At 51.9% G+C, this 19,186-nt stretch carries 16 protein-coding genes and 1 riboswitch; of the genes, 3 read left to right on the top strand and 13 right to left on the bottom strand.

Annotated elements, in window-relative coordinates:
- Positions 1-10 precede the first annotated feature (10 nt).
- From B5F29_RS00980 to thyA, 5 genes are read right to left on the bottom strand one after another with little or no spacing between them, the layout of a single operon-like run.
- Positions 11-4,471: a PolC-type DNA polymerase III gene (locus B5F29_RS00980; RefSeq protein WP_087152805.1), complete on the bottom strand. Its 4,461-nt coding sequence runs from the start codon at positions 4,469-4,471 to the stop codon at positions 11-13.
- On the bottom strand, positions 4,464-5,519 hold the full coding sequence (gene ispG, locus B5F29_RS00975) for a flavodoxin-dependent (E)-4-hydroxy-3-methylbut-2-enyl-diphosphate synthase (protein ID WP_087152804.1): 1,056 nt from the start codon (positions 5,517-5,519) through the stop codon (positions 4,464-4,466). Before ispG ends, B5F29_RS00980 begins: the two co-directional genes overlap by 8 nt.
- A gap of 12 nt (positions 5,520-5,531) precedes the next feature.
- The gene (locus B5F29_RS00970) at positions 5,532-6,734 is read right to left on the bottom strand and encodes an FtsW/RodA/SpoVE family cell cycle protein (RefSeq protein WP_087152803.1); all 1,203 of its coding nucleotides are present in this window, start codon (positions 6,732-6,734) and stop codon (positions 5,532-5,534) included.
- A gap of 2 nt (positions 6,735-6,736) precedes the next feature.
- The gene (locus tag B5F29_RS00965; protein WP_087152802.1) at positions 6,737-7,231 is read right to left on the bottom strand and encodes a dihydrofolate reductase; all 495 of its coding nucleotides are present in this window, start codon (positions 7,229-7,231) and stop codon (positions 6,737-6,739) included.
- Positions 7,232-7,244: 13 nt separating this feature from the next.
- On the bottom strand, positions 7,245-8,093 hold the full coding sequence (gene thyA, locus B5F29_RS00960) for a thymidylate synthase (RefSeq protein WP_087153057.1): 849 nt from the start codon (positions 8,091-8,093) through the stop codon (positions 7,245-7,247).
- A gap of 209 nt (positions 8,094-8,302) precedes the next feature.
- On the opposite strand from thyA, the gene B5F29_RS00955 reads away from it, so the two are divergent.
- Complete coding sequence (locus B5F29_RS00955) at positions 8,303-8,866, top strand: class I SAM-dependent methyltransferase (protein WP_087152801.1); 564 nt, start codon at positions 8,303-8,305, stop codon at positions 8,864-8,866.
- On the opposite strand, the gene B5F29_RS00950 is transcribed toward B5F29_RS00955, so the two are convergent.
- The 4 genes from B5F29_RS00950 to glyA all read right to left on the bottom strand — a co-directional run bounded on the left by B5F29_RS00950 (position 8,861) and on the right by glyA (position 12,337).
- Complete coding sequence (locus B5F29_RS00950; protein WP_087152800.1) at positions 8,861-9,631, bottom strand: hypothetical protein; 771 nt, start codon at positions 9,629-9,631, stop codon at positions 8,861-8,863. The two genes, B5F29_RS00955 and B5F29_RS00950, sit on opposite strands and share 6 nt — an antisense overlap.
- On the bottom strand, positions 9,621-10,742 hold the full coding sequence (locus B5F29_RS00945; protein ID WP_162608325.1) for an AAA family ATPase: 1,122 nt from the start codon (positions 10,740-10,742) through the stop codon (positions 9,621-9,623). Before B5F29_RS00945 ends, B5F29_RS00950 begins: the two co-directional genes overlap by 11 nt.
- Positions 10,743-10,896: 154 nt before the next feature.
- Entirely contained in the window at positions 10,897-11,094 is a 198-nt protein-coding gene (locus tag B5F29_RS00940; RefSeq protein WP_087152798.1) for a hypothetical protein, read from the bottom strand.
- 1 nt (position 11,095) lies between these two features.
- Positions 11,096-12,337: a serine hydroxymethyltransferase gene (glyA, locus tag B5F29_RS00935; protein ID WP_087152797.1), complete on the bottom strand. Its 1,242-nt coding sequence runs from the start codon at positions 12,335-12,337 to the stop codon at positions 11,096-11,098.
- Positions 12,338-12,520: 183 nt separating this feature from the next.
- Here glyA and B5F29_RS00930 point away from each other — a divergent pair, with 183 nt between their 5' ends.
- Complete coding sequence (locus B5F29_RS00930; protein ID WP_275532905.1) at positions 12,521-12,796, top strand: DUF1294 domain-containing protein; 276 nt, start codon at positions 12,521-12,523, stop codon at positions 12,794-12,796.
- A 49-nt stretch (positions 12,797-12,845) separates the two neighbouring features.
- Here B5F29_RS00930 and B5F29_RS00925 read toward each other — a convergent pair whose 3' ends face one another.
- The 3 genes from B5F29_RS00925 to B5F29_RS00915 form a co-directional block, all read right to left on the bottom strand.
- The gene (locus tag B5F29_RS00925) at positions 12,846-13,586 is read right to left on the bottom strand and encodes an amino acid ABC transporter ATP-binding protein (protein ID WP_087152796.1); all 741 of its coding nucleotides are present in this window, start codon (positions 13,584-13,586) and stop codon (positions 12,846-12,848) included.
- Between the two features lies 1 nt (position 13,587).
- Positions 13,588-14,469, bottom strand: coding sequence for an amino acid ABC transporter permease (locus tag B5F29_RS00920; RefSeq protein WP_087152795.1), 882 nt, complete (start codon positions 14,467-14,469; stop codon positions 13,588-13,590).
- 90 nt (positions 14,470-14,559) lie between these two features.
- The gene (locus B5F29_RS00915; RefSeq protein ID WP_087152794.1) at positions 14,560-15,522 is read right to left on the bottom strand and encodes a transporter substrate-binding domain-containing protein; all 963 of its coding nucleotides are present in this window, start codon (positions 15,520-15,522) and stop codon (positions 14,560-14,562) included.
- A 121-nt stretch (positions 15,523-15,643) separates the two neighbouring features.
- Positions 15,644-15,817, bottom strand: a riboswitch (Lysine riboswitch).
- 127 nt (positions 15,818-15,944) lie between these two features.
- Between B5F29_RS00915 and B5F29_RS00905 the strand changes: the two genes are divergently transcribed.
- Positions 15,945-16,826 carry a LysR family transcriptional regulator gene (locus tag B5F29_RS00905; protein WP_087152792.1) on the top strand — a complete coding sequence of 294 codons (882 nt, stop codon included), beginning with the start codon at positions 15,945-15,947 and terminating at the stop codon, positions 16,824-16,826.
- Here the strand turns inward: B5F29_RS00905 and B5F29_RS00900 are convergent.
- On the bottom strand, positions 16,810-19,161 hold the full coding sequence (locus B5F29_RS00900; protein WP_087152791.1) for a helicase C-terminal domain-containing protein: 2,352 nt from the start codon (positions 19,159-19,161) through the stop codon (positions 16,810-16,812). The two genes, B5F29_RS00905 and B5F29_RS00900, sit on opposite strands and share 17 nt — an antisense overlap.
- Positions 19,162-19,186: the final 25 nt, after the last annotated feature.

The following is a 19,186-nucleotide window of genomic DNA, read 5'->3' as shown; positions in this document are numbered from 1 at the left end:
GTAAAGTGTCTTATCCAAAATCAAACAGGGACAGCTGGTTGGATTCCGGAAGACCGTCCAGCAGTCCCAGATCCGCCATCAGATCGATAACCGTCTTGCTCAGCTTTGTCCTCTGGCGCAGATCATCTTTGGACAGGAACGGTCCCTGGGCCGCCGCTTCCACCAGAGCGTCCGCCGCCTTGTCCCCCAGCCCGTCGATGGTGGAGAGGGCCGGCATGAGCTTCCCGTCCATAATACGGAACATGTGGGCTTCCGCCTGATAGATATCCACTTTCATGAATTCAAACCCCCGCGCATACATCTCCTGCACGCTCTTCATGTCTTTCAGCGTATCCTGCTCCTTCTTGGACAGAGTGTCGCTTCTGCGCTTATAATCGGCCATGTAATATTCCAGACGCTCGCGGCCCTGACACATGATCTCGTAGTCGAAGGCGTCGGCACGGATGCTGAAATAAGCCGCATAGTAGGCCAGCGGGTAATTGATCTTGCAGTAGGCGATTCTCCACGCCATCATCACATAGGCGGCCGCGTGAGCCTTGGGGAACATGTATTTGATCTTCTTGCAGGACCAGATATACCAGTCCGGCACACCGTGTTCCGTCATGGTCTGTTCCCACTCCGGCTTCAGGCCTTTTCCCTTACGCACGCTCTCCATGATGGTAAACGCCAGCTCGCTGTCCAGACCCATGTCGATCAGATAGATCATGATGTCGTCACGGGTACAGATGGCAGTGGAAATCGTCGCCTTGCCTTCCTGGATCAGGGTCTGGGCATTTCCCAGCCACACATCCGTACCGTGGGCCAGACCCGCGATCCGCACCAGGTCGGAAAACTGCGTGGGTTTCGTGTCTATCAGCATCTGCATGGCGAATTCCGTACCAAACTCCGGGATACCCAGAGAACCTAGCTTCGTTCCGCCGATATCCTCCGGCTTGATGCCCAGCGCGTCCGTATTCTGGAACAGCGACATGACCTGGGGATCATCCAGGGGAATCTTCTTGGCGTCGATGCCGGTCAGATCCTCCAGCGTACGGATCATGGTGGGATCATCGTGTCCCAGGATGTCCAGCTTCAGAAGATTATGGTCGATGGAATGGTAATCAAAGTGGGTGGTCACCGTATCGGTGGTCATATCGTTGGCCGGATGCTGTACCGGGGTAAACGAATAGATGCTCTCCCCCAGGGGCAGCACGATGATGCCGCCCGGGTGCTGCCCCGTCGTCCGGCGGATACCGGTGCATCCCTGCACGATCCGGTCAATCTCACAGTTTCTCTTGCGGGTTCCCCGCTCTTCATAATAATTTTTCACGTAACCGAATGCCGTCTTATCCGCCAGCGTACCGATGGTCCCGGCCCGGTAAGTCTGCCCGGCGCCGAAGATTACTTCCGTGTATTTATGGGCTTTGGACTGATAATCACCGGAAAAATTCAGGTCGATGTCCGGCTCCTTATTGCCCTTGAATCCCAGGAAAGTCTCAAAGGGAATATCGAATCCGTCTTTTTTCAGCTTCGTTCCGCACACCGGACAGTCCTTGTCGGGCATATCGCAGCCGGCCCGGCCGGAATATGCCTTCACTTCCGGCGAATCAAAATCGCTGTAATGGCAGTTCGGGCAGTAATAATGGGGACTCAGCGGATTTACTTCCGTGATCCCGGCCATGGTAGCCACGAACGAGGACCCCACCGACCCGCGGGAGCCCACCAGATATCCGTCGTCGTTGGACTTCCACACCAGCTTCTGGGCGATGATGTACATCACGGCGAATCCGTTGCCGATGATGGATTTCAGTTCCCGTTCCAGCCGCTCCGTCACCACCTCGGGCAGGTTTTCCCCGTAGATCTCATGGGCTTTCCGGTAACAGATCTCTCTGAGCGTCTTGTCCGAGTCCGGGATCACCGGGGGACACTTGTCCGGACGCACCGGGGACAGATGCTCGCACATGTCGGAGATCAGATTGGTGTTGGTGATCACCACTTCTTCCGCCTTCTCCGGTCCCAGGAATGCAAATTCTTCCAGCATCTCTTCTGTGGTCCTCAGATACAGCGGCGCCTGTTCGTCCGCGTCACCAAATCCCTTGCCTGCCATGATAATGCGCCGGTAGACTTCGTCCTCCGGATCCATAAAGTGCACGTCGCAGGTGGCTGCTACCGGCTTATGGAATTCCTCGCCCAGACGGATGATCCTGCGCACATTTTCCCGCAGATCCTCCTCCGACTGCACCGGATTCTTGGAATCCTTGAGCATAAACCGGTTGTTTCCGATGGGCTGGATCTCCAGATAATCATAGAAATCCACGATCCTGGCGATCTCCTGCGACGGCGCTCCCCTCAGGATCGCCTGATACAGTTCGCCTGCCTCGCATGCCGAACCCACGATCAGGCCTTCCCGGTAACGGTTCAGTTCGCTTTTGGGGATCCGGGGCCTTCTGGAAAAATAATCCAGATGCGACAGCGATACCAGCCTGTATAAGTTCACGCGCCCGATATCGTTTTTTGCCAGGATGATCACATGGTACGTGGCGAGCTTTTTGATCATTTCTTTATCCGGACGCCCCATCTCGTTCACATCGTCCAGGGTAAATATATCCCTTTCCTTGAACATCCGGATAAATTTTACAAAGATCTCCGCCGTGCACGCCGCGTCGTCCACAGCCCTGTGATGATTCTCCAGAGATACCCCCAGCGCTTTCGCCACCGTGTCCAGTTTATATTTCCCCAGTGACGGCAGAAGCATACGCGCCATGGCCACCGTGTCCCCCACGGTAAATTCCGCGTCGATCCCCAGCGTAATACAGTTCTGGTGGATAAATCCCGCGTCAAAGGACGCGTTGTGGGCGATCAGCACACAGTCGCCGCAGAATTCCAGAAAAGCGGGCAGTACTTCTTCGATGGGCGGCGCGTCGATCACCATCTCGTCGCTGATGCCGGTCAGCTGCTCGATCTCGAAGGGAATGGGCTCTTTCGGATTCACAAAGGTACTGAACCGTTCTGTGATCTTTCCCTCCTCCACCTTCACCGCCCCGATCTCGATGATCCGGTTGTTGACCGCGGACAGGCCGGTGGTCTCCAGGTCAAAAACCACAAAAGAACCATCCAGGCTCTGGCCTCTGGAATTTTCCACCACTTCCTTTAAGTCGTCCACCAGGTAGCCTTCCACCCCGTAGATCACCTTGAACTCTTCGTCCTTCGAGATGGTATGGTTTGCCTCGGTAAACGCCTGCACACATCCGTGGTCCGTCAGGGCCAGCGCCGGCATGCCCCAGGATTTTGCCCTTTTCAGAAGGGCCGACGCATCGGTCACGCCGTCCATATCGCTCATCTTGGTATGACAGTGCAGCTCCACTCTCTTTTTATAGGCGTAATCCATACGCGCCACAGTGAAATCCGCGATCTTTTTGATCCCTGTCACGGACCCGATGGTCAGCTCATGGTCAAAACGGTCCAGAACCGTCATGCCTTTTACTTTCACAAACCCGCCTGCCTGGATCTTCTCTTTCAGTTCCGGAAGCTGGTCGTTCTTTGTAAACATTTTCACATGGATCGTATCGGTGAAATCGGTAACCGTCAGTGTCAGGATCGTCCGCTCCCCGCGGATCTCCCTCTCGTCGATCTGCAGAATCTTTCCGCGGATGGTCACTTCTCCCATTTCTTCGATCACCTGTTCCAGCGGCATGGCCTCATCATCAAAATCACGCCCGTACAATACGTCGGGATTGTCGCTTTTCCGGTAACCGTAACTCTTGCGCTCCGGAGAACCGCCCCTTTCGTTTCCCGTCCTGCCGGAGGGCTGCCGTCCTCCGTTTCCTCCATGGGACGCGTTCTCTTCTCTGGCGGCAGCTCTGGCCTGGGCCGCCTGAGCCCGTTCTTCCGCATGAGCTTTCTTCTCCTGACGGAGGCTCTCGCTAAGGAAACTGATCTTCTGTTTCAGTTCTGCCTGACTCTTCTCAATGCTTACGCTCTCTTTCAGTTCCAGATACTGAAGATCCACCTTCACATGGAAACCGCACCGTTCATTGAACACCCGGTCCAGGATCCGCAGCAGGTCGTCCACGGCCTCACGGTCATAGACCCGGTCCGAGATGCCGAAGAGCACCGTATGTTCATCCGGAAACTCCATCTTCGCATGTTTCATCAGGCTTCTCTTATAGGGACTGTACGTCTCCAGTTCCGTCAGCACGCTCTCTTCATAGACGTCCCAGAGTTTCTCTGGGGTATACTGCCCCGACAGCTGAAATTTCTCAAAAATGAGCACCTGCACCTTCCGGTACCCGAAGATCTGTTTCTGGATCTGTTTCGCCAAATGAAAAAGCTGATCTTTGGCAATCAGCTTTTTACTCGTCATATAGACCCGCAGCACATCCCGGGCAGGCGTCATGGATACTCTGGTCACTATTGCCTGCTCGAACAGAGCATGCTCCTGTTCGCCGAGCTGCAGTGTCTTAAATACTTCAAAAAAAGGTTTTTCATTCATTCCAGTTCTCCAGTTCATGGCGAAGCGCGCCAAGAAGCTCTCCCTCCGGCACTTTCCGGATCACTTCTCCGTGCTTCATCAAAAGGCCTTCTCCTTGGCCTCCCGCGATGCCCAGATCCGCCTCGCGGGCTTCCCCCGGCCCGTTGACCACGCAGCCCATCACTGCCACTTTGATATTCAGCGGAAATTCCGTCACCATGGTCTCCACTTCATTTGCAAGGCTGATCAGGTCGATCTTGGTCCTTCCGCAGGTGGGACAGGACACGACTTCGATGCCTCCGGTCCGCAGTCCCAGTGTCCGCAGGATCAGTTTCGCCGATTTGATCTCTTCCACCGGATCTCCGGTCAGCGATACACGGATAGTGTCCCCGATCCCCTGGCTCAGGATGATGCCCAGCCCCACCGCGGACTTGATATTTCCGGAATACAATGTCCCGGCCTCCGTGATCCCCACATGGAGCGGATGCGGCGTTTTATCCGCGATCAGTTCATGGGCCTTCGCGCACATCATGACATTGGAAGATTTGATGCTGATCACCAGATTGTCATATCCCAGATCTTCGATGATCTTCACCTTGTCCAGCGCGCTTTCCACCAGGCCTTCCGCCGTGACTCCATGATATTTTTCCACCAGTTCCTTTTCCAGGGATCCGCTGTTTACACCCACGCGGATGGGGATTCCTCTTTCTTTCGCCGCGTCCACCACGGCCCGGATACGGTCCGGACTCCCGATATTCCCCGGATTGATCCGGATCTTGTCCGCTCCGTTCTCGATGGCGGCGATCGCCATCCGATAGTCAAAATGGATGTCGGCCACCAGCGGAATACGGATCTGTTTCTTGATCTTGCGAAGTGCCACAGCCGCCTCCTGTGTGGGCACCGTACAGCGTACGATCTCACATCCTGCCGCTTCCAGCCGGCGGATCTGCGCCACCGTCGCCTCCACATCTTCCGTCCTGGTATTGGTCATGGACTGGATCAGGATCGGATTGCCGCCTCCGATGACCCGGTCGCCGATCTTCACTGTCTTCGTATGATCTCGATACATCTCTTCACCCCTTTACTCCAGACGCTCCCTCTTAAGATCGTCCAGACGTTTCTTTACACTGTATTTATTCACGCTCAGCACCAGCCCGATCTCAATCAGCAGGAAGAACGAAGCGGTGCCTCCGTAGCTGAAGAACGGAAGCGTCACTCCCGTAGTAGGGAACAGATTTGTCACCACCATCAGATTCAGGATCACCTGCAGCGCGATATGAGACATAACGCCGATGGCCGTCATGCGTCCCAGCGTATCTTCCGCCGTCTGCGAGATCGTATAGATCCGGTACAGCAGATAGATGAACAACAGAATAATCAGGCCCGCGCCGAAAATCCCCAGTTCTTCACAGATGATCGCGAATATGTAGTCGTTGAACGGCTCCGGGATCTTGCCCAGCTTCTGGATACTGTTTCCCAGTCCTTTCCCCCACAGACCGCCCGAGCCGATAGCGTACAGACCCTGGAGAGACTGGAACGCCGTGTCCTGCTCGTACTCATAAGGCACCAGCCACGCCCGGATACGCTGAATACGGAAATTCGCGTCCGCCACTTCGGCCGGATCCATATGGTAGACGTAGTAGAGCACCGCCGTCACACCCACCGCGACCACCGCCAGACACAGGAAAAATTTCCAGTACTGGGGATGCATGACGAAGATCATGATCACCGCCGTTCCGAGAAGAATCGCCGCCGTACTCATATTGTCGCTGATCGTCAGGATCAGCATGGCTACCACCGCGGAAGGAAGCGCCATCAATATAATGGATATCCAGCTTTTTAACTTTCTGGCATTCGCCGTGATCAGCGTGGCCATAAAGACGATCATGATCAATTTGACCGGCTCCGCCACCTGAAACTGCACCGGTCCGATCCGCAGCCATCTGGTAGCTCCTTTTACCGTAACGCCGAGAGGCGTCTCCAGAAGAAGCACCAGCACCAGACAGGCCGCATATCCCAGCAGCGCCAGCTTACTCCACACATGATAATTGATATTGGACACCACAAGCATGGCTATTATCCCCAGAATACTGTAGATCACCTGATTCTTCAGAAGGTACACGGGGTCGTTGTTATAGGTGCTGCTCATGCTCGCTGTATAATAGCTGGCGCTGTATATCATGACAAATCCGAACACCATCAGAAAGAGCAGCGCCACCAGAAGATTGGTGTCCAGCCCCAGAAGCCCGAACTGAAACAGCCTCCCTCTCTTTCTTTTTTTCATGCTCAGTTCTCCTGTCTCTCATACCGGCAAAAAGTAAACTCCAGGTCAAAATAAGTTTTTTCCTCGCTCTGTCCTGTCAGTTTCCATTCCGGCATGTCATCCATATCAGGAAAATATGTATCCGCCTCATAAGCATGATCAATCCTGGTTATATGCGCCACATCGCAGTAAGGAAGAAATTCCCTGTAGATACTGCTCCCTCCGATAATATAAATATCTTCCGACGGATACTTTTTCAGTTCTTCCAGCACATCCTCCACGGTATGGAACACCAGCGCATCCTTTACCTGGTAATGAGGATTCCTGGTCAGTACGATATTGGTGCGGTTCTTTAGCGGACGCCCTCCTGGAAAGCTCTCCAGGGTCTTCCTCCCCATCACTACCACTTTTCCCGTCGTCTCGCTGCGGAAGAACTTCATGTCCTCCGGAATGCTGACCAGCAGTTTGTTCTGGTACCCAATGCCCCAGTTTTTATCTACAGCTACTATTAAGTTCATATCTGTCCTCCCTTTATACCGCAATCGGGATATTTTTCACCTGCGGCCCTGCCTGATAATCTTCCACGATCAGATCTGCTGTGGTAAACGAATAAAAGTCCTTCACATCCGGATTCAGCCGTACTTTCGGCGCCGGATAAGTCTCCCGGGAAATCAGTTCCCGGATGATATCCACATGGCGGTCATAAATATGCGCGTCCGCGATCACATGCAGCAGTTCACCGGGAATCATGCCGCACGTCTGAGCCACCATCATCAGCAGGATCGCGTACTGACACACATTCCAGTTATTGGCCGCCAGCACATCCTGCGAACGCTGATTCAGCACCATGTTCAGAGTCAGTCTGTCCTCTCCCGGTCCCTGGGTCACATTATATGTCACTCCGTAAGCGCAGGGATACAGGTGCATCTCGCTCAGATCCGCATGCACATAGGTGTTGGTCATGATCCGGCGGCTGAAAGGATTATTCTTCAGATCAAACAGCACCCTGTCCATCTGATCCATCATGCCTTCTTTGTATTTGCTCTTTACGCCGATCTGATAGCCGTATGCCTTGCCGATAGAACCGGTCTCATCCGCCCATTCATCCCATACGTGGCTGTTCAGGTCATGAATATTGGAAGATTTCTTCTGATAGATCCACAGGATCTCATCCATACAGCTCTTGAGAGCCGTCTTCCGCAGAGTGATCGCCGGAAATTCCTTTCTAAGATCATACCGGTTCACCACGCCGAACTTCTTGATCGTATAGGCGCTGGAGCCGTCCTCCCACCGGGGCCGGACCTTCTCGCCCTCGGTACTGGTCCCGTTTTCCAGGATATCCCGGCACATATTTATAAAAAGCTGATCTGCGTAGCTCATCTTCTTCTCTCCATTCCAAATATTGCAAAATCCCCGGAATCTGATATCATAATCTTGCATGCATGATACTGCGGCCTGTCTGCGCCGCGTGAAATCCTGAGCTTTGGTATCATTATATAGCATATCCCCCTCTGCCGCAAGAATAAACCTTCGGCAAAAACAGCCCGGAAAAATATCCGGCAGGGGGCCGCAAACCATGAAAAGGAGTTTTGTCCATGTACCAGATCACAGAATGGTGCCATCATTTTATCCGGGAACAAGTGCGACCCGGCAGTTTCTGCATCGACGCCACCATGGGAAACGGCGGCGATACCGAGCTGTTGTGCCGGCTTGCCGGGCCGGAAGGGCGCGTACTGGCTTTCGACATCCAAAAGAGCGCGCTCTCCCGAACAGAAAAAAGGCTGCGGGACGCAGGTGTGCCGGACAATTTCCGGCTGATCCTGGATTCCCACAGCCATATGACTCAGTATGCGGATGCAGGCACTATAGACTGCATCGTCTTTAACCTGGGCTATCTTCCCGGCGGCGACCATCGCCTCGCCACGAAGCCAGCCAGCACGCTCCGCGCGCTGGAACAGAGCCTCCCCCTGCTGAAAAAGGGCGGCATGGTCAGCCTGTGCATCTACAGCGGGGGAGATACGGGGTTTGAAGAACGGGACGCAGTCCTGGCCTGGCTTAAGGAACTGGATCCCCGAAAATATCTTGTGGTACTTTCTTCCTATTATAATCGGCCCAATAATCCGCCGATTCCTGTGATCATTCAGAAACTATAATTCATACCGGTCACTGTGCCTGTGATATTCCTCCAGCGTCCGAACCGGTTCGTATTCCAGGATTAAAGTAATTGCAGTGTTTACTACATCAATTTCATTTTGCGTCAAATGCTTTTCACATTCTATGTCAAACAAAGACACCTGGTCAAAAGCCATATATGTCTCTATATCCGGTATGGAGTATTGGCCGAATAAAATGTAATTCATTTTTTTCAAATGATGAGCACAAATTGACATCCATACCGGATAAGTATAACGGCTCAAGTGAGGATATGCGGATTCTTCATTCACCAGGCGTTTATAGTTACTTGCCTCGTATACAGAAATTGTCCTGTCCCGAAATCCATCATCCGGCAGTTTTAAGAGATGCTTATAAGACTGCATCATCGGATAATTTAGGAGCAATTTCCCTTCATCATCCGAATGACGATAATACTCCAGCATTTCCCTGATACGCTTCCATTCCAAATGGCTGTAATGAGGCTCAAAGTCGAAAATCAAAAATATATCTGTATAGTGCATTGTCTCTGACAATATTTTCCGTTCTTCTTCATCTCTCGCTTTAGACCTCAAATGCAGCAAGATATCAATATCCGGATCAAAATTTCCATCCGGATACAAATCGCAGACCAGATCATGCAACGATGTTCTATAAGCCCAGCATTGAAACTGATATTTTTCAAAACACACCTGGAACATTTTATTCAGGAAATCGGGCTCATCCGTTTCTCCTTCCACAATAAAAAGGATATTTCTAGTTTTCATGGTCAAACTCACCATTTCTGTACATTTTTTCCAGATTATGTCCTTCTCGGAGTTCTCTTAATGTGGCGTCTGGAAAAGACTTCAATTCGCCTTCTGCCAAGCGGAAATAGCAGTCCGGGCGCAAAATCTCATTGCTCAGGAGCGCCGTATTATGAGAAGTAAATACCGTCTGAACCGTACTGAAATCTCTTAGATAGCAGATAATATTTCTGGCTAAGTCGAAATGATAAAAAGCATCAAATTCGTCGATCCAGAGAAACGACACTTCGTCTAAATGCTTTATCCAATAATAAAACAAATATAAAGCGCCTGTTCCGCTGGATGCACAGGATACGAAATCCAGCTTTTTGTTATCATGGACCTCCAAAATCCGCCAATGATTATTTACTTCGTCGTAATCTCCTTCCAGATGATAGCGGAGCCCGGCGATCTGTTTCATAAACTTCTCAAAATCCGCCAGATATTCCCTCTCACATATAAACTTTGTAATGCTTTCCCGTTCTCGAGGTAAGCCAATGTACCGGGTATCATGAAGCCTCCGGAACCAAAGCATACGTTTTACAAAGTCCATCATTCTGCGCACCGCAGATTTTTCCGGCTGCTGCGTATTATTAGCAATATAGCGGAACACGGAATTCCCATCGTCAAAATAATCGAAATTTAAATTTTCACCAGCCACCAACGAAAGCTCGTTTGTCAAAAAGCCCTTGTTCTTCACATACTCAAAAACCGTCTTTCCGTAAATGCTCAGTTTTTCCATAGTAATTGACAATGGATTTTCTTTTCGGTAACTATAAGCAACTGTCATATTGTCAAATACAAATTCATATGCAAATTCGGCTTCTTTTTTATCACTGTCGGCGTTCAGGAAGTTTGATTCTTCTTCCAGTTCCGGGCATATTTTATTATCCGTCAAAGTATGGACAATATCGAACACTGCAAATCCCAGATTACTTTTTCCAGATGCGTTTTTTCCAAAAATGATCACCTTATTCAGAAGTCCCCGGCTGATACACTGCTCATTAAAAGCATAATCCCTTTTATTGGAAAAATCCAACGTCACTTTATGATTGAAATTTTTATAATTGGATACAGAAAAACTTTTCAGCATAATATCTTCCTCCATATAGAAATTATATTACCCTGACAATAAAATTTAATCAATACATTCCGTAATTTTTTTACGGCAATTTCTCCAAATATAAAAATCAGGAAACTCTGTTATTCCACAAAGTTTCCCGATGTAAACACAGTATCTTCGATTTTTATCCCTGCTTCTCATGTTCCCGTGCCTGCGCCAGAATCAGGCAGGCAGAACTGTTGACGCATTTCTCAAAATCACAGCCGAACTCCGTCAGCTCCACGGAACCATCCGTACCGCATGCGTACTCGCAGGCCACCGTCCTGGTCTCGTTGGCCGTCCGGCAAAAGCCGCTGAAAAATTCTTCCTGGATCGTGCTCATCTTACATGCACAGCGGGTAACGCTCCGTCAATTCCTGGATCATCGCTTTCGCTTTCGGAGCTGCCGCTTCCCCTTCTTTCAGCATCATGGCCACTGCCTCGGCGATCACGTCCATATCCGCCTCATTTAAACCCCGGCTGGTCACTGCAGCGGTTCCCAGACGTACGCCGCTGGTCACGAAAGCGGACCGCGGATCATTGGGAATCGTATTCTTATTCGCGGTGATATTGGCCAGATCCAGCAGATTTTCCGCTTCTTTTCCGGAGATCTCCAGATTGGTCAGATCCACCAGCATCAGATGATTGTCAGTTCCTCCGGACACAATCCTGATCCCGCGGTCCATCAATCCTTTACACAGGGCTTTTGCATTCTTGACGATATTTCTCTGATATTCTTTATATTCTTCCGTCTGGCACTCTTTCAGGCAGACTGCCTTTGCCGCGATCACATGCATCAGCGGGCCTCCCTGGATCCCCGGGAATACCGCCTTGTTAAAATTAAATTTCTTCGCCGTCTCCTCATCGGACAGAATCATGCCGCCTCTGGGGCCTCTCAGAGTCTTGTGAGTCGTCGTAGTCGTCACATGAGCGTACGGGATCGGACTCGGATGCACTCCTGCCGCTACCAGTCCCGCGATATGCGCCATATCCACCATCAGGTATGCACCCACCTCATCGGCGATCTCCCGGAATTTTTTAAAATCAATCACGCGGGCATAAGCGCTGGCTCCCGCCACGATCAGCTTCGGGCGGCACTCTTTGGCGATTCTGCGAACCGCTTCATAGTCGATGAAGCCATCGTCGTTGACTCCATACGGATGAATCTCAAAATATTTTCCGGACAAATTGGCGGGGCTTCCATGGGTCAGATGCCCGCCGTGAGCCAGGTTCATGCCCATCACCTTATCTCCCGGCTCCAACATAGCAAAAAATACGGCCATGTTCGCCTGTGCGCCGGAGTGAGGCTGTACATTGGCATATGTGCAGCCAAAGACTTTTTTGGCACGCTCTATAGCCAGACGCTCTACTTCGTCCACACATTCGCATCCGCCGTAATACCGTTTTCCCGGATACCCTTCCGCATATTTATTGGTCAAAGGGCTTCCCATAGCCGCCATCACGGCCTTGCTTACCCAGTTTTCTGATGCAATCAGTTCAATATGGCTGTTCTGCCTGGCCATCTCATCCTCAATGGCCTGTGCGATCTCCGGATCGACATTCTTTACCTCGTCTAAAGAATACATAGGTTCCTCCTGTGGTGTGTGTTTTTCTCTGAAAGACATTTGTCTGTCATATAGGCAACACTTTACCACGTTTCCAAAAATTTTTCAACCACAACTTGCCCCGGTTCCGTCTCAACTTGAAAAGCGGAATGACTTCCTATATAATCCATTATAATAATAAGGAAGAAAAAGGAGGAACCGGCCTTGCAGTTTTCCCATATCGTAATTATATATCTGGTTCTCATCAACCTGGCCGCTTTTGTCCTGATGGGGCTGGATAAAAGGAAAGCCAGAAAGAATCTCTGGCGGATCCCGGAAAAAACTCTGTTTCTCTCCGCCATACTGGGCGGCTCTGCCGGCGCCATCGCAGGTATGTACGTCTTTCACCATAAGACCCGGCACTGGTACTTCGTCATCGGTATGCCTCTGATCCTGGTTATCCAGATCGGCCTGGGCATCTGGCTCATCTATCTGCGTTAATTCCGCCGCAAAAAAAGGACCGCAGCCATGGCTGCAGTCTTTTTTTGTCTCAGCTTTTTCTGAATCTTGACAGAAAATCTTTCGTTTCCTGATGTTTCGGATTTCCGAAAATTTCTTCCGGCGTGCCTTCTTCCAGGATCACGCCGCCGTTCATATATACCACATGGTTAGAAACGTCGCGGGCAAACGCCATCTCATGCGTCACTACCAGCATCGTCATGCCTTCTCCGGCAAGATCTCTCATAACGTTCAGCACTTCTCCCACCATCTCCGGGTCCAGCGCGGAGGTGGGCTCGTCGAACAGCAGTACCTCCGGATTCATGGCCAGGGCGCGGGCGATCGCCACACGCTGCTTCTGTCCGCCGGAGATCTGGCGCGGCTTCGCGTTAATATACGGAGCCATGCCCACTTTCTCCAGGTAGAACATAGCCTGCTTTTTCGCGTCTTCTTTATTCTTCTTAAGCACCTTGATCTGTCCTGCCATGCAGTTCTCCAGTACCGTCATATTGTTGAACAGGTTGAAGGACTGGAACACCATACCCACATGGGAACGGTACTCCGCCGCGTTTACCTTCGGCCCGGTCACTTTCTGTCCATGATAGAGCACCTCGCCGCTGGTGGGCGTTTCCAGAAGGTTGATGCAGCGCAGCAGCGTGGATTTTCCGGAACCGGAGGCCCCGATAATGCTGGTTACATCTCCTGTGCTGACGTTAAAATCAATATCCCGCAGCACCTCATTGGTTCCGAAGCTCTTGGACAGGTGCTGAACCTGCAGAATCAGTTCTCCCATATTACCGGCCTCCTTTCGAAGAATATCTGCGTTCCTTTTCAGACGCCTTTTCCAGCGTCCCTTTCTGCTTGCTGTACTCGTCAAACGGCGTTCCGCGGTCCGGATGCTCATACATACCTTCGCCCATCACCAGAGAATCCGCCTGTACCAGCTCATAGCTGTCGTTTCCATCCATGCGGCGTTCGATCCAGCGCAGGATAAAGGACGCGATCAGAGTCATGCACAGATAACCGATCATCTCGATGGCGGCCGACGGGAAATACATGTTGTTCACGCCGGTGATATATCTGTGGAAAGCGAAGAACTCTGTAAATCCGATGATGAACATAACCGATGTGTCTTTTACGTTGATAATAAAGTTGTTGCCGATCTGAGGCATGATATTCCGCAGGGCCTGGGGCAGGATCACCGATGTCATGGTCTGTACATGGGTCATACCGATGGCTTTCGCCCCTTCTGTCTGGCCCGGATCAATGGAGATGATACCTCCTCTTACCGACTCCGCCATATACGCTCCCGTATTGATGGATACGATCAGGATCGCCGCCACCCAGAGGCTGTTGAATCTCATGGTATTGCCGCTGAAATACGGGAGTCCGTAATAGATAAACACCGCCTGCAGCACCATAGGCGTTCCGCGGAACACTTCCACATAGACCCGGATAATCAACCGGATCAGTTTCAAAAGAAATTTCCTGGGTTTCGGCGTATATGCATTATAGGGAATTGTGTTCAAAATACCGCAGATCAATCCGATAACGCACCCGATCACCGTGGCCACCAGCGCCAGGATCAGCGTACTCCGGATACCGCCCAGATACGCGGAGCTGTAGTTGCTCCAGAGCAGGGACATGTCGCTGCCCAGCTGAATCAGCTTTTCCATGCTGTACTCCTTTCTTTTTTCTGAGCGCCAAAGTACAGGGAGCGTCACGCCCCCTGTACTCTCACGCATGCTGTCTCATATTTCTGATTTTTATACTTCCGGCTGTACGGAAATAGCTTCCGTCATAACCGTGTTAAAATCATCTTCAGTCATATCTCCCAGTACTGCATTCATGGCGTCCAGGAGTTCCGTATTGCCTTTTCTTACAGAGATACCGATATTTACGTTCTCAGCCCGCTCTTCCTCGGAAGCAAACTGGAAATCTCCATCCGTACCGGAAAAATCCAGAATCACCAGGTTGTCGTTCTTCGCCTGGGCAGCCATAGCCGTCGGCATGTCGGTGCAGATGAAATCCACCGTTCCCGTTTCCAGGGACATGATCATGGCCGGAGCCGTCTCAGCCGGAGAAAGCACTTCCGCGCCTTCAATCTGCGGCAGGCAGGAATCATACCAGATCGTTCCGGACTGCGCGGTGCATTTGCCTCCGGAGAGATCCGCGATGGAAGCTGCAGATGCAAAGGGGCTGTCCACTGTCGTCACGCACACGATCGTCGCATAGTAGTAAGGACCTGCCATGTCCACTTCCGCCATACGGTCAGCCGTCATGGACTGTCCGGCGATAGCCGCGTCAATCGTTCCGGACTGTACTGCCGGCACCAGGGAATCCCACGCGCTGGATACTACTTCCAGCTCCCATCCGTTGGCTTCGCAGATCTGCTTCGCGATCATTACGTCATATCCGTTGGCATAGGAACCCGGTACGTTGGAGATCGGAACCGCGCCGTTGGAATCATCCATCTGCGTCCAGTTATACGGAGCGTACGCGCACTCCATACCTACGGTCAGGACGCCGTCCTCCACGCCGCTGCCGGTTCCTGCGGCCGTGTCCGCGGCCTCTGCGGTCTCCTCCGCCGCGCTCCCGTCAGCCGCTTCCGTTTCTTCCGTTCCGGAAGTCTCCGCCGCGGTCGTGTCCTCTGTGCTGCTGCCGGATCCGCATGCGGTCATGGACGCGGTCATGGCAAGCGCCAGAAACATGGTGATAAACTTTTTCATTTGTCTTTTCCTCCTTCGATTATCTGATACAGACGGGAACTCGCCGTCCCATCCGCAAAAAAAAGAACCGCTCTGTCAAGCGATCCATCAAATGCATTACAATCCCATAAAGGACTCCATCAGCTCCAATAGCGCTTCACAAAACTTTTGTGACAGTCCGTCGGGTATTTCCCGACGCCCCAGCAGACCAAACTCAGGCACCTTTGCCCTGCTTCGGCGGTCTCCCCTTTTCCCTTCCGGCGGATGCCTGTCCTTGCCGGCGGGTACTCTTGAATCCCGCGCCTCTATCTTGGCGATTCTATTTTCCAGTATCGTACCACCCAGTCCTGCGATTGTCAACTTTTTTCTGCTGAAAGCTTGAAAAAAAAATCTTTTTCTATTATTATGTTGACAATCACGATTTATAAGAGGTACTGATAAATATGGACATCAATTACGAACTTTATAAAGTATTTTATTATGTGGCCGTCTCCCTGAGCTTCTCGGAAGCCTCCAAAAAACTGTATATTTCACAGTCTGCCGTGAGCCAGTCCATCAAAGTGCTGGAAAAAAAGCTGGACCAGACGCTCTTTATCCGCAGCACAAAAAAGGTACAGCTGACACCGGAAGGAGAGATCCTTCTCCGTCATATCGAACCGGCTGTCAATCTGATCCGCCGGGGAGAGTCGCAGATCATGGAAACCAATACCTTAGGCGGCGGACAGATCCGCATCGGCGCCAGCGATACGATCTGCCGGTATTTCCTGGTCCCCTACCTGGGACGTTTTCACAGAGAGTATCCCAAAGTCCATATTAAAGTCACCAATCAGACTTCTGTCAAATGCGCGGATCTTCTGGAAAACGGCACGGTGGATCTGATTTTCACCAATTATCCCAACTCCCGCTTGGGACACGGCAGCCACGTTCAGTATCTCAGGGATTTTCACGACTGTTTTATCGCCAGCCGGAAATATTACGGCGAACTGGAACATCGCCCTCTATCCCTGCAGGAGCTTCTGGAATATCCGATCCTGATGCTGGACCGCAACAGTACCACCAGTGAATTTCTCCACGCCACTTTCCAGCAGCACCAGCTGGATCTGGTTCCGGAAATCGAACTGAGTTCCAATGATCTGTTGATGGATCTGGCCGGTATCGGCCTTGGCATCGCGTTTGTACCAGACTATTGTCTCTCCTCCGGTTCGGGCGGCGATCTGTTCCGGCTGGAATTGAAAACCGAGCTTCCGCCGCGTCAGCTGGCGCTGGTATATAATGAACATATGCCTATCAGCAGCGCTGTCCGGCAGTTTATTCAGTATTTTTAGTCCAGAATTCCCGGAGCGCCTGCTCCAGTGTGTCCAGCCTGCAGTACCCATGCTGTTCCCATTCTCTTGGGAACAGCTTTTTGTATGCTGTTTTCTGAAACCGTTCATCCAGAAGCAGGATCACTCCCCGGTCATCATCTGTGCGGATCACCCGGCCTGCCGCCTGCTGTACCTTATTCATCCCCGGGTACTGATAGGCGTAGGCAAAACCGTCCAGCCCTTTCTTCGCGAAATAATCCTTCAGGATTTCTCTTTCCAGGCAGACCTGGGGCAGTCCGGTTCCTACCACCATGGCGCCGATCAGACGGTCATCGGGCAGATCTATCCCCTCTGAGAAGATTCCGCCCATCACGCAGAAGGCCGCCATGCTCTCCTCATGCTCTTCCTCAAAAAGCCGCAGAAAATCTTCCCTCTCCTGCTCATCCATGGAAGGATCCTGACGTACGCACAGAAACTTTTCACCCCGGCACCTTTCATAGACTTCGTCCAGCATCCGGTAAGCCGGAAAAAAGATCAGATAATTGCCTTTTCTGCCGGATACCAGCTTTTTCACATATTCCGCCATCCGATGGTATTCCTGCTCGCCTCTCCTGGCATAACGGCTGCTCACGTCGGTGCCGATCAAAAGCAGGCGGCGTTCCGCGTCAAAAGGCGATCTGGCGTAAACCGCGTAATCCTCCGGTTCTCCCGTCAGAAGCGTCTTGTAATAATTGACCGGGAGCAGCGTGGCGGAAAAAAACACGGTACTGATTCCCCGATCCAGACACAGCCTCAGATTGGCCGCCGGACACACACAGTACAGATGCAGCCAGAACCTTCCGTCCTCGCCCAGTCTGGTATAAATCTCATAATTTTCATCCAGCCGGTCGCAGATATTCAGAAAACGGCGGATGGAGAAATAAAAATCCGTCAGCGTTTTGCGCAGTTCTTCATGATCCGGATACTCCAGAAACCGTTCCAGCTCAGACGCCAGATGCGTAAGCTGCAGGGAGAAAGCTCCCACCTGAGGCAGCCGCTGCCAGCCGTCCGCGCATTCCCGCTTCAGCGCCAGAAGATGACGGTTGCACCGCTCCAGGGCTTTTGTCAACGCCCCGTCCTTTCCCCTTACCAGGCGCTTCATCTCCAGAAAGTCTTCCTTGCACAGCGCCTCGCTGTACATGGTTCTTCCGCGTTCCACCAGGTTATGCGCCTCATCCACCAGAAACAGATAGTCTCCCTTTGTCCCTTCTCCAAAGAACCGTTTCAGATACACATTGGGATCAAACACATAATTGTAATCGCAGATCACCACATCCACCCAGTCCGACAGATCCAGGCTCAGTTCAAAAGGGCAGACCCGCCACTTATCCGCATGCTCCAGGATCACCTCTCTTGTATAAGCGTCTGTTTCACCGGTCCACAGTTCATAGACCGCGTCGTTAATCCTGTCAAAGTGGCCTCCGGCATAAGGACAATGATCCGGGTTGCATTCTGCCTCATCACAGACGCACAGCTTTTCTTTCGCCGTCAGGATCAGAGATTTCACGCGGATGTTCCGGGCACGCAGAATATCCAGCGCATCCGCCGCCACTGTCCGGGTGATCGTCCTGGCGGTCAGATAAAAAATCTTATCGGCGAGTTCTTCCCCCATGGCTTTCAGCGACGGGAACAGGACGGACAGCGTCTTCCCCACTCCGGTAGGCGCCTGGATAAAAAGCCGTTTCCTGCGCAGAATCGTTTTATAGACGCTGACAGCCAGTTCCTTCTGCCCTTCCCTGTACGCGAACGGAAACTCAAGTTCTTTCAGGGACGCCGTCCTTTTCTCTTTCCACCGCGCGGAAAAAACGATCCACTTTTCATAGGCGGACATCAGGCCTTCAAACCATGATTCTAATTCTCCGGCCGCATATTCTTCCTCAAAATACCGGAGTTCTTCTGTATCCAGATTCGCATAGATCATCCTTACCCGGACTCTTTCCAGGCCTTTCTGCTCGGCATAAATGTGGGCGTAACATTTTGCCTGGGCCAGGTGCACCGGTACCGCGTCCGTCATGCGTCCCACATCTCCGTAGGTTCCCTTGATCTCATCTATAGTCGACACGCCTTCGTCCTGCCAGATCCCGTCGGCGCGTCCTTCCACGCTGACCGGAATCCCGCCGAGCTCCACACTCTTTTTCAGCGTCACTTCCGGCTGGTACCCGTATTTCATACGCCCCTGGATCTTCCGGTGCAGACGGCTCCCCGCCTGCATGGCTTCCGCGTCCCTGCGTCCGCTTCGGCGATTATCCAGATCCCCGCTCCGAAGCAAAAATTCCACCAGATTCCGTACCGAGATCCTCAGCGTTTTTTCTGTCATCTGTATCCGCGCCGTCCTTTCTTAA

Source organism: Lachnoclostridium sp. An196, from assembly GCF_002160135.1.
Classification (GTDB): Bacteria; Bacillota; Clostridia; order Lachnospirales; family Lachnospiraceae; genus Hominiventricola; species Hominiventricola avistercoris.
The sequence above is the reverse complement of the archived record's forward strand: the minus strand, read 5'-3'. Positions and strand labels throughout refer to the sequence as shown.

Excerpts from the sequence above, each read along its gene's own strand:
- B5F29_RS00980 (WP_087152805.1), bottom strand. The coding sequence starts at position 4,471 with ATGAATGAAAAACCTTTTTTTGAAGTATTTAAGACACTGCAGCTCGGC.
- ispG (WP_087152804.1), bottom strand. The coding sequence starts at position 5,519 with ATGTATCGAGATCATACGAAGACAGTGAAGATCGGCGACCGGGTCATC.
- B5F29_RS00970 (WP_087152803.1), bottom strand. The coding sequence starts at position 6,734 with ATGAAAAAAAGAAAGAGAGGGAGGCTGTTTCAGTTCGGGCTTCTGGGG.
- B5F29_RS00965 (WP_087152802.1), bottom strand. The coding sequence starts at position 7,231 with ATGAACTTAATAGTAGCTGTAGATAAAAACTGGGGCATTGGGTACCAG.
- thyA (WP_087153057.1), bottom strand. The coding sequence starts at position 8,093 with ATGAGCTACGCAGATCAGCTTTTTATAAATATGTGCCGGGATATCCTG.
- B5F29_RS00950 (WP_087152800.1), bottom strand. The coding sequence starts at position 9,631 with ATGAAAACTAGAAATATCCTTTTTATTGTGGAAGGAGAAACGGATGAG.
- B5F29_RS00945 (WP_162608325.1), bottom strand. The coding sequence starts at position 10,742 with ATGCTGAAAAGTTTTTCTGTATCCAATTATAAAAATTTCAATCATAAA.
- B5F29_RS00940 (WP_087152798.1), bottom strand. The coding sequence starts at position 11,094 with ATGAGCACGATCCAGGAAGAATTTTTCAGCGGCTTTTGCCGGACGGCC.
- glyA (WP_087152797.1), bottom strand. The coding sequence starts at position 12,337 with ATGTATTCTTTAGACGAGGTAAAGAATGTCGATCCGGAGATCGCACAG.
- B5F29_RS00925 (WP_087152796.1), bottom strand. The coding sequence starts at position 13,586 with ATGGGAGAACTGATTCTGCAGGTTCAGCACCTGTCCAAGAGCTTCGGA.
- B5F29_RS00920 (WP_087152795.1), bottom strand. The coding sequence starts at position 14,469 with ATGGAAAAGCTGATTCAGCTGGGCAGCGACATGTCCCTGCTCTGGAGC.
- B5F29_RS00915 (WP_087152794.1), bottom strand. The coding sequence starts at position 15,522 with ATGAAAAAGTTTATCACCATGTTTCTGGCGCTTGCCATGACCGCGTCC.
- B5F29_RS00905 (WP_087152792.1), top strand. The coding sequence starts at position 15,945 with ATGGACATCAATTACGAACTTTATAAAGTATTTTATTATGTGGCCGTC.
- B5F29_RS00900 (WP_087152791.1), bottom strand. The coding sequence starts at position 19,161 with ATGACAGAAAAAACGCTGAGGATCTCGGTACGGAATCTGGTGGAATTT.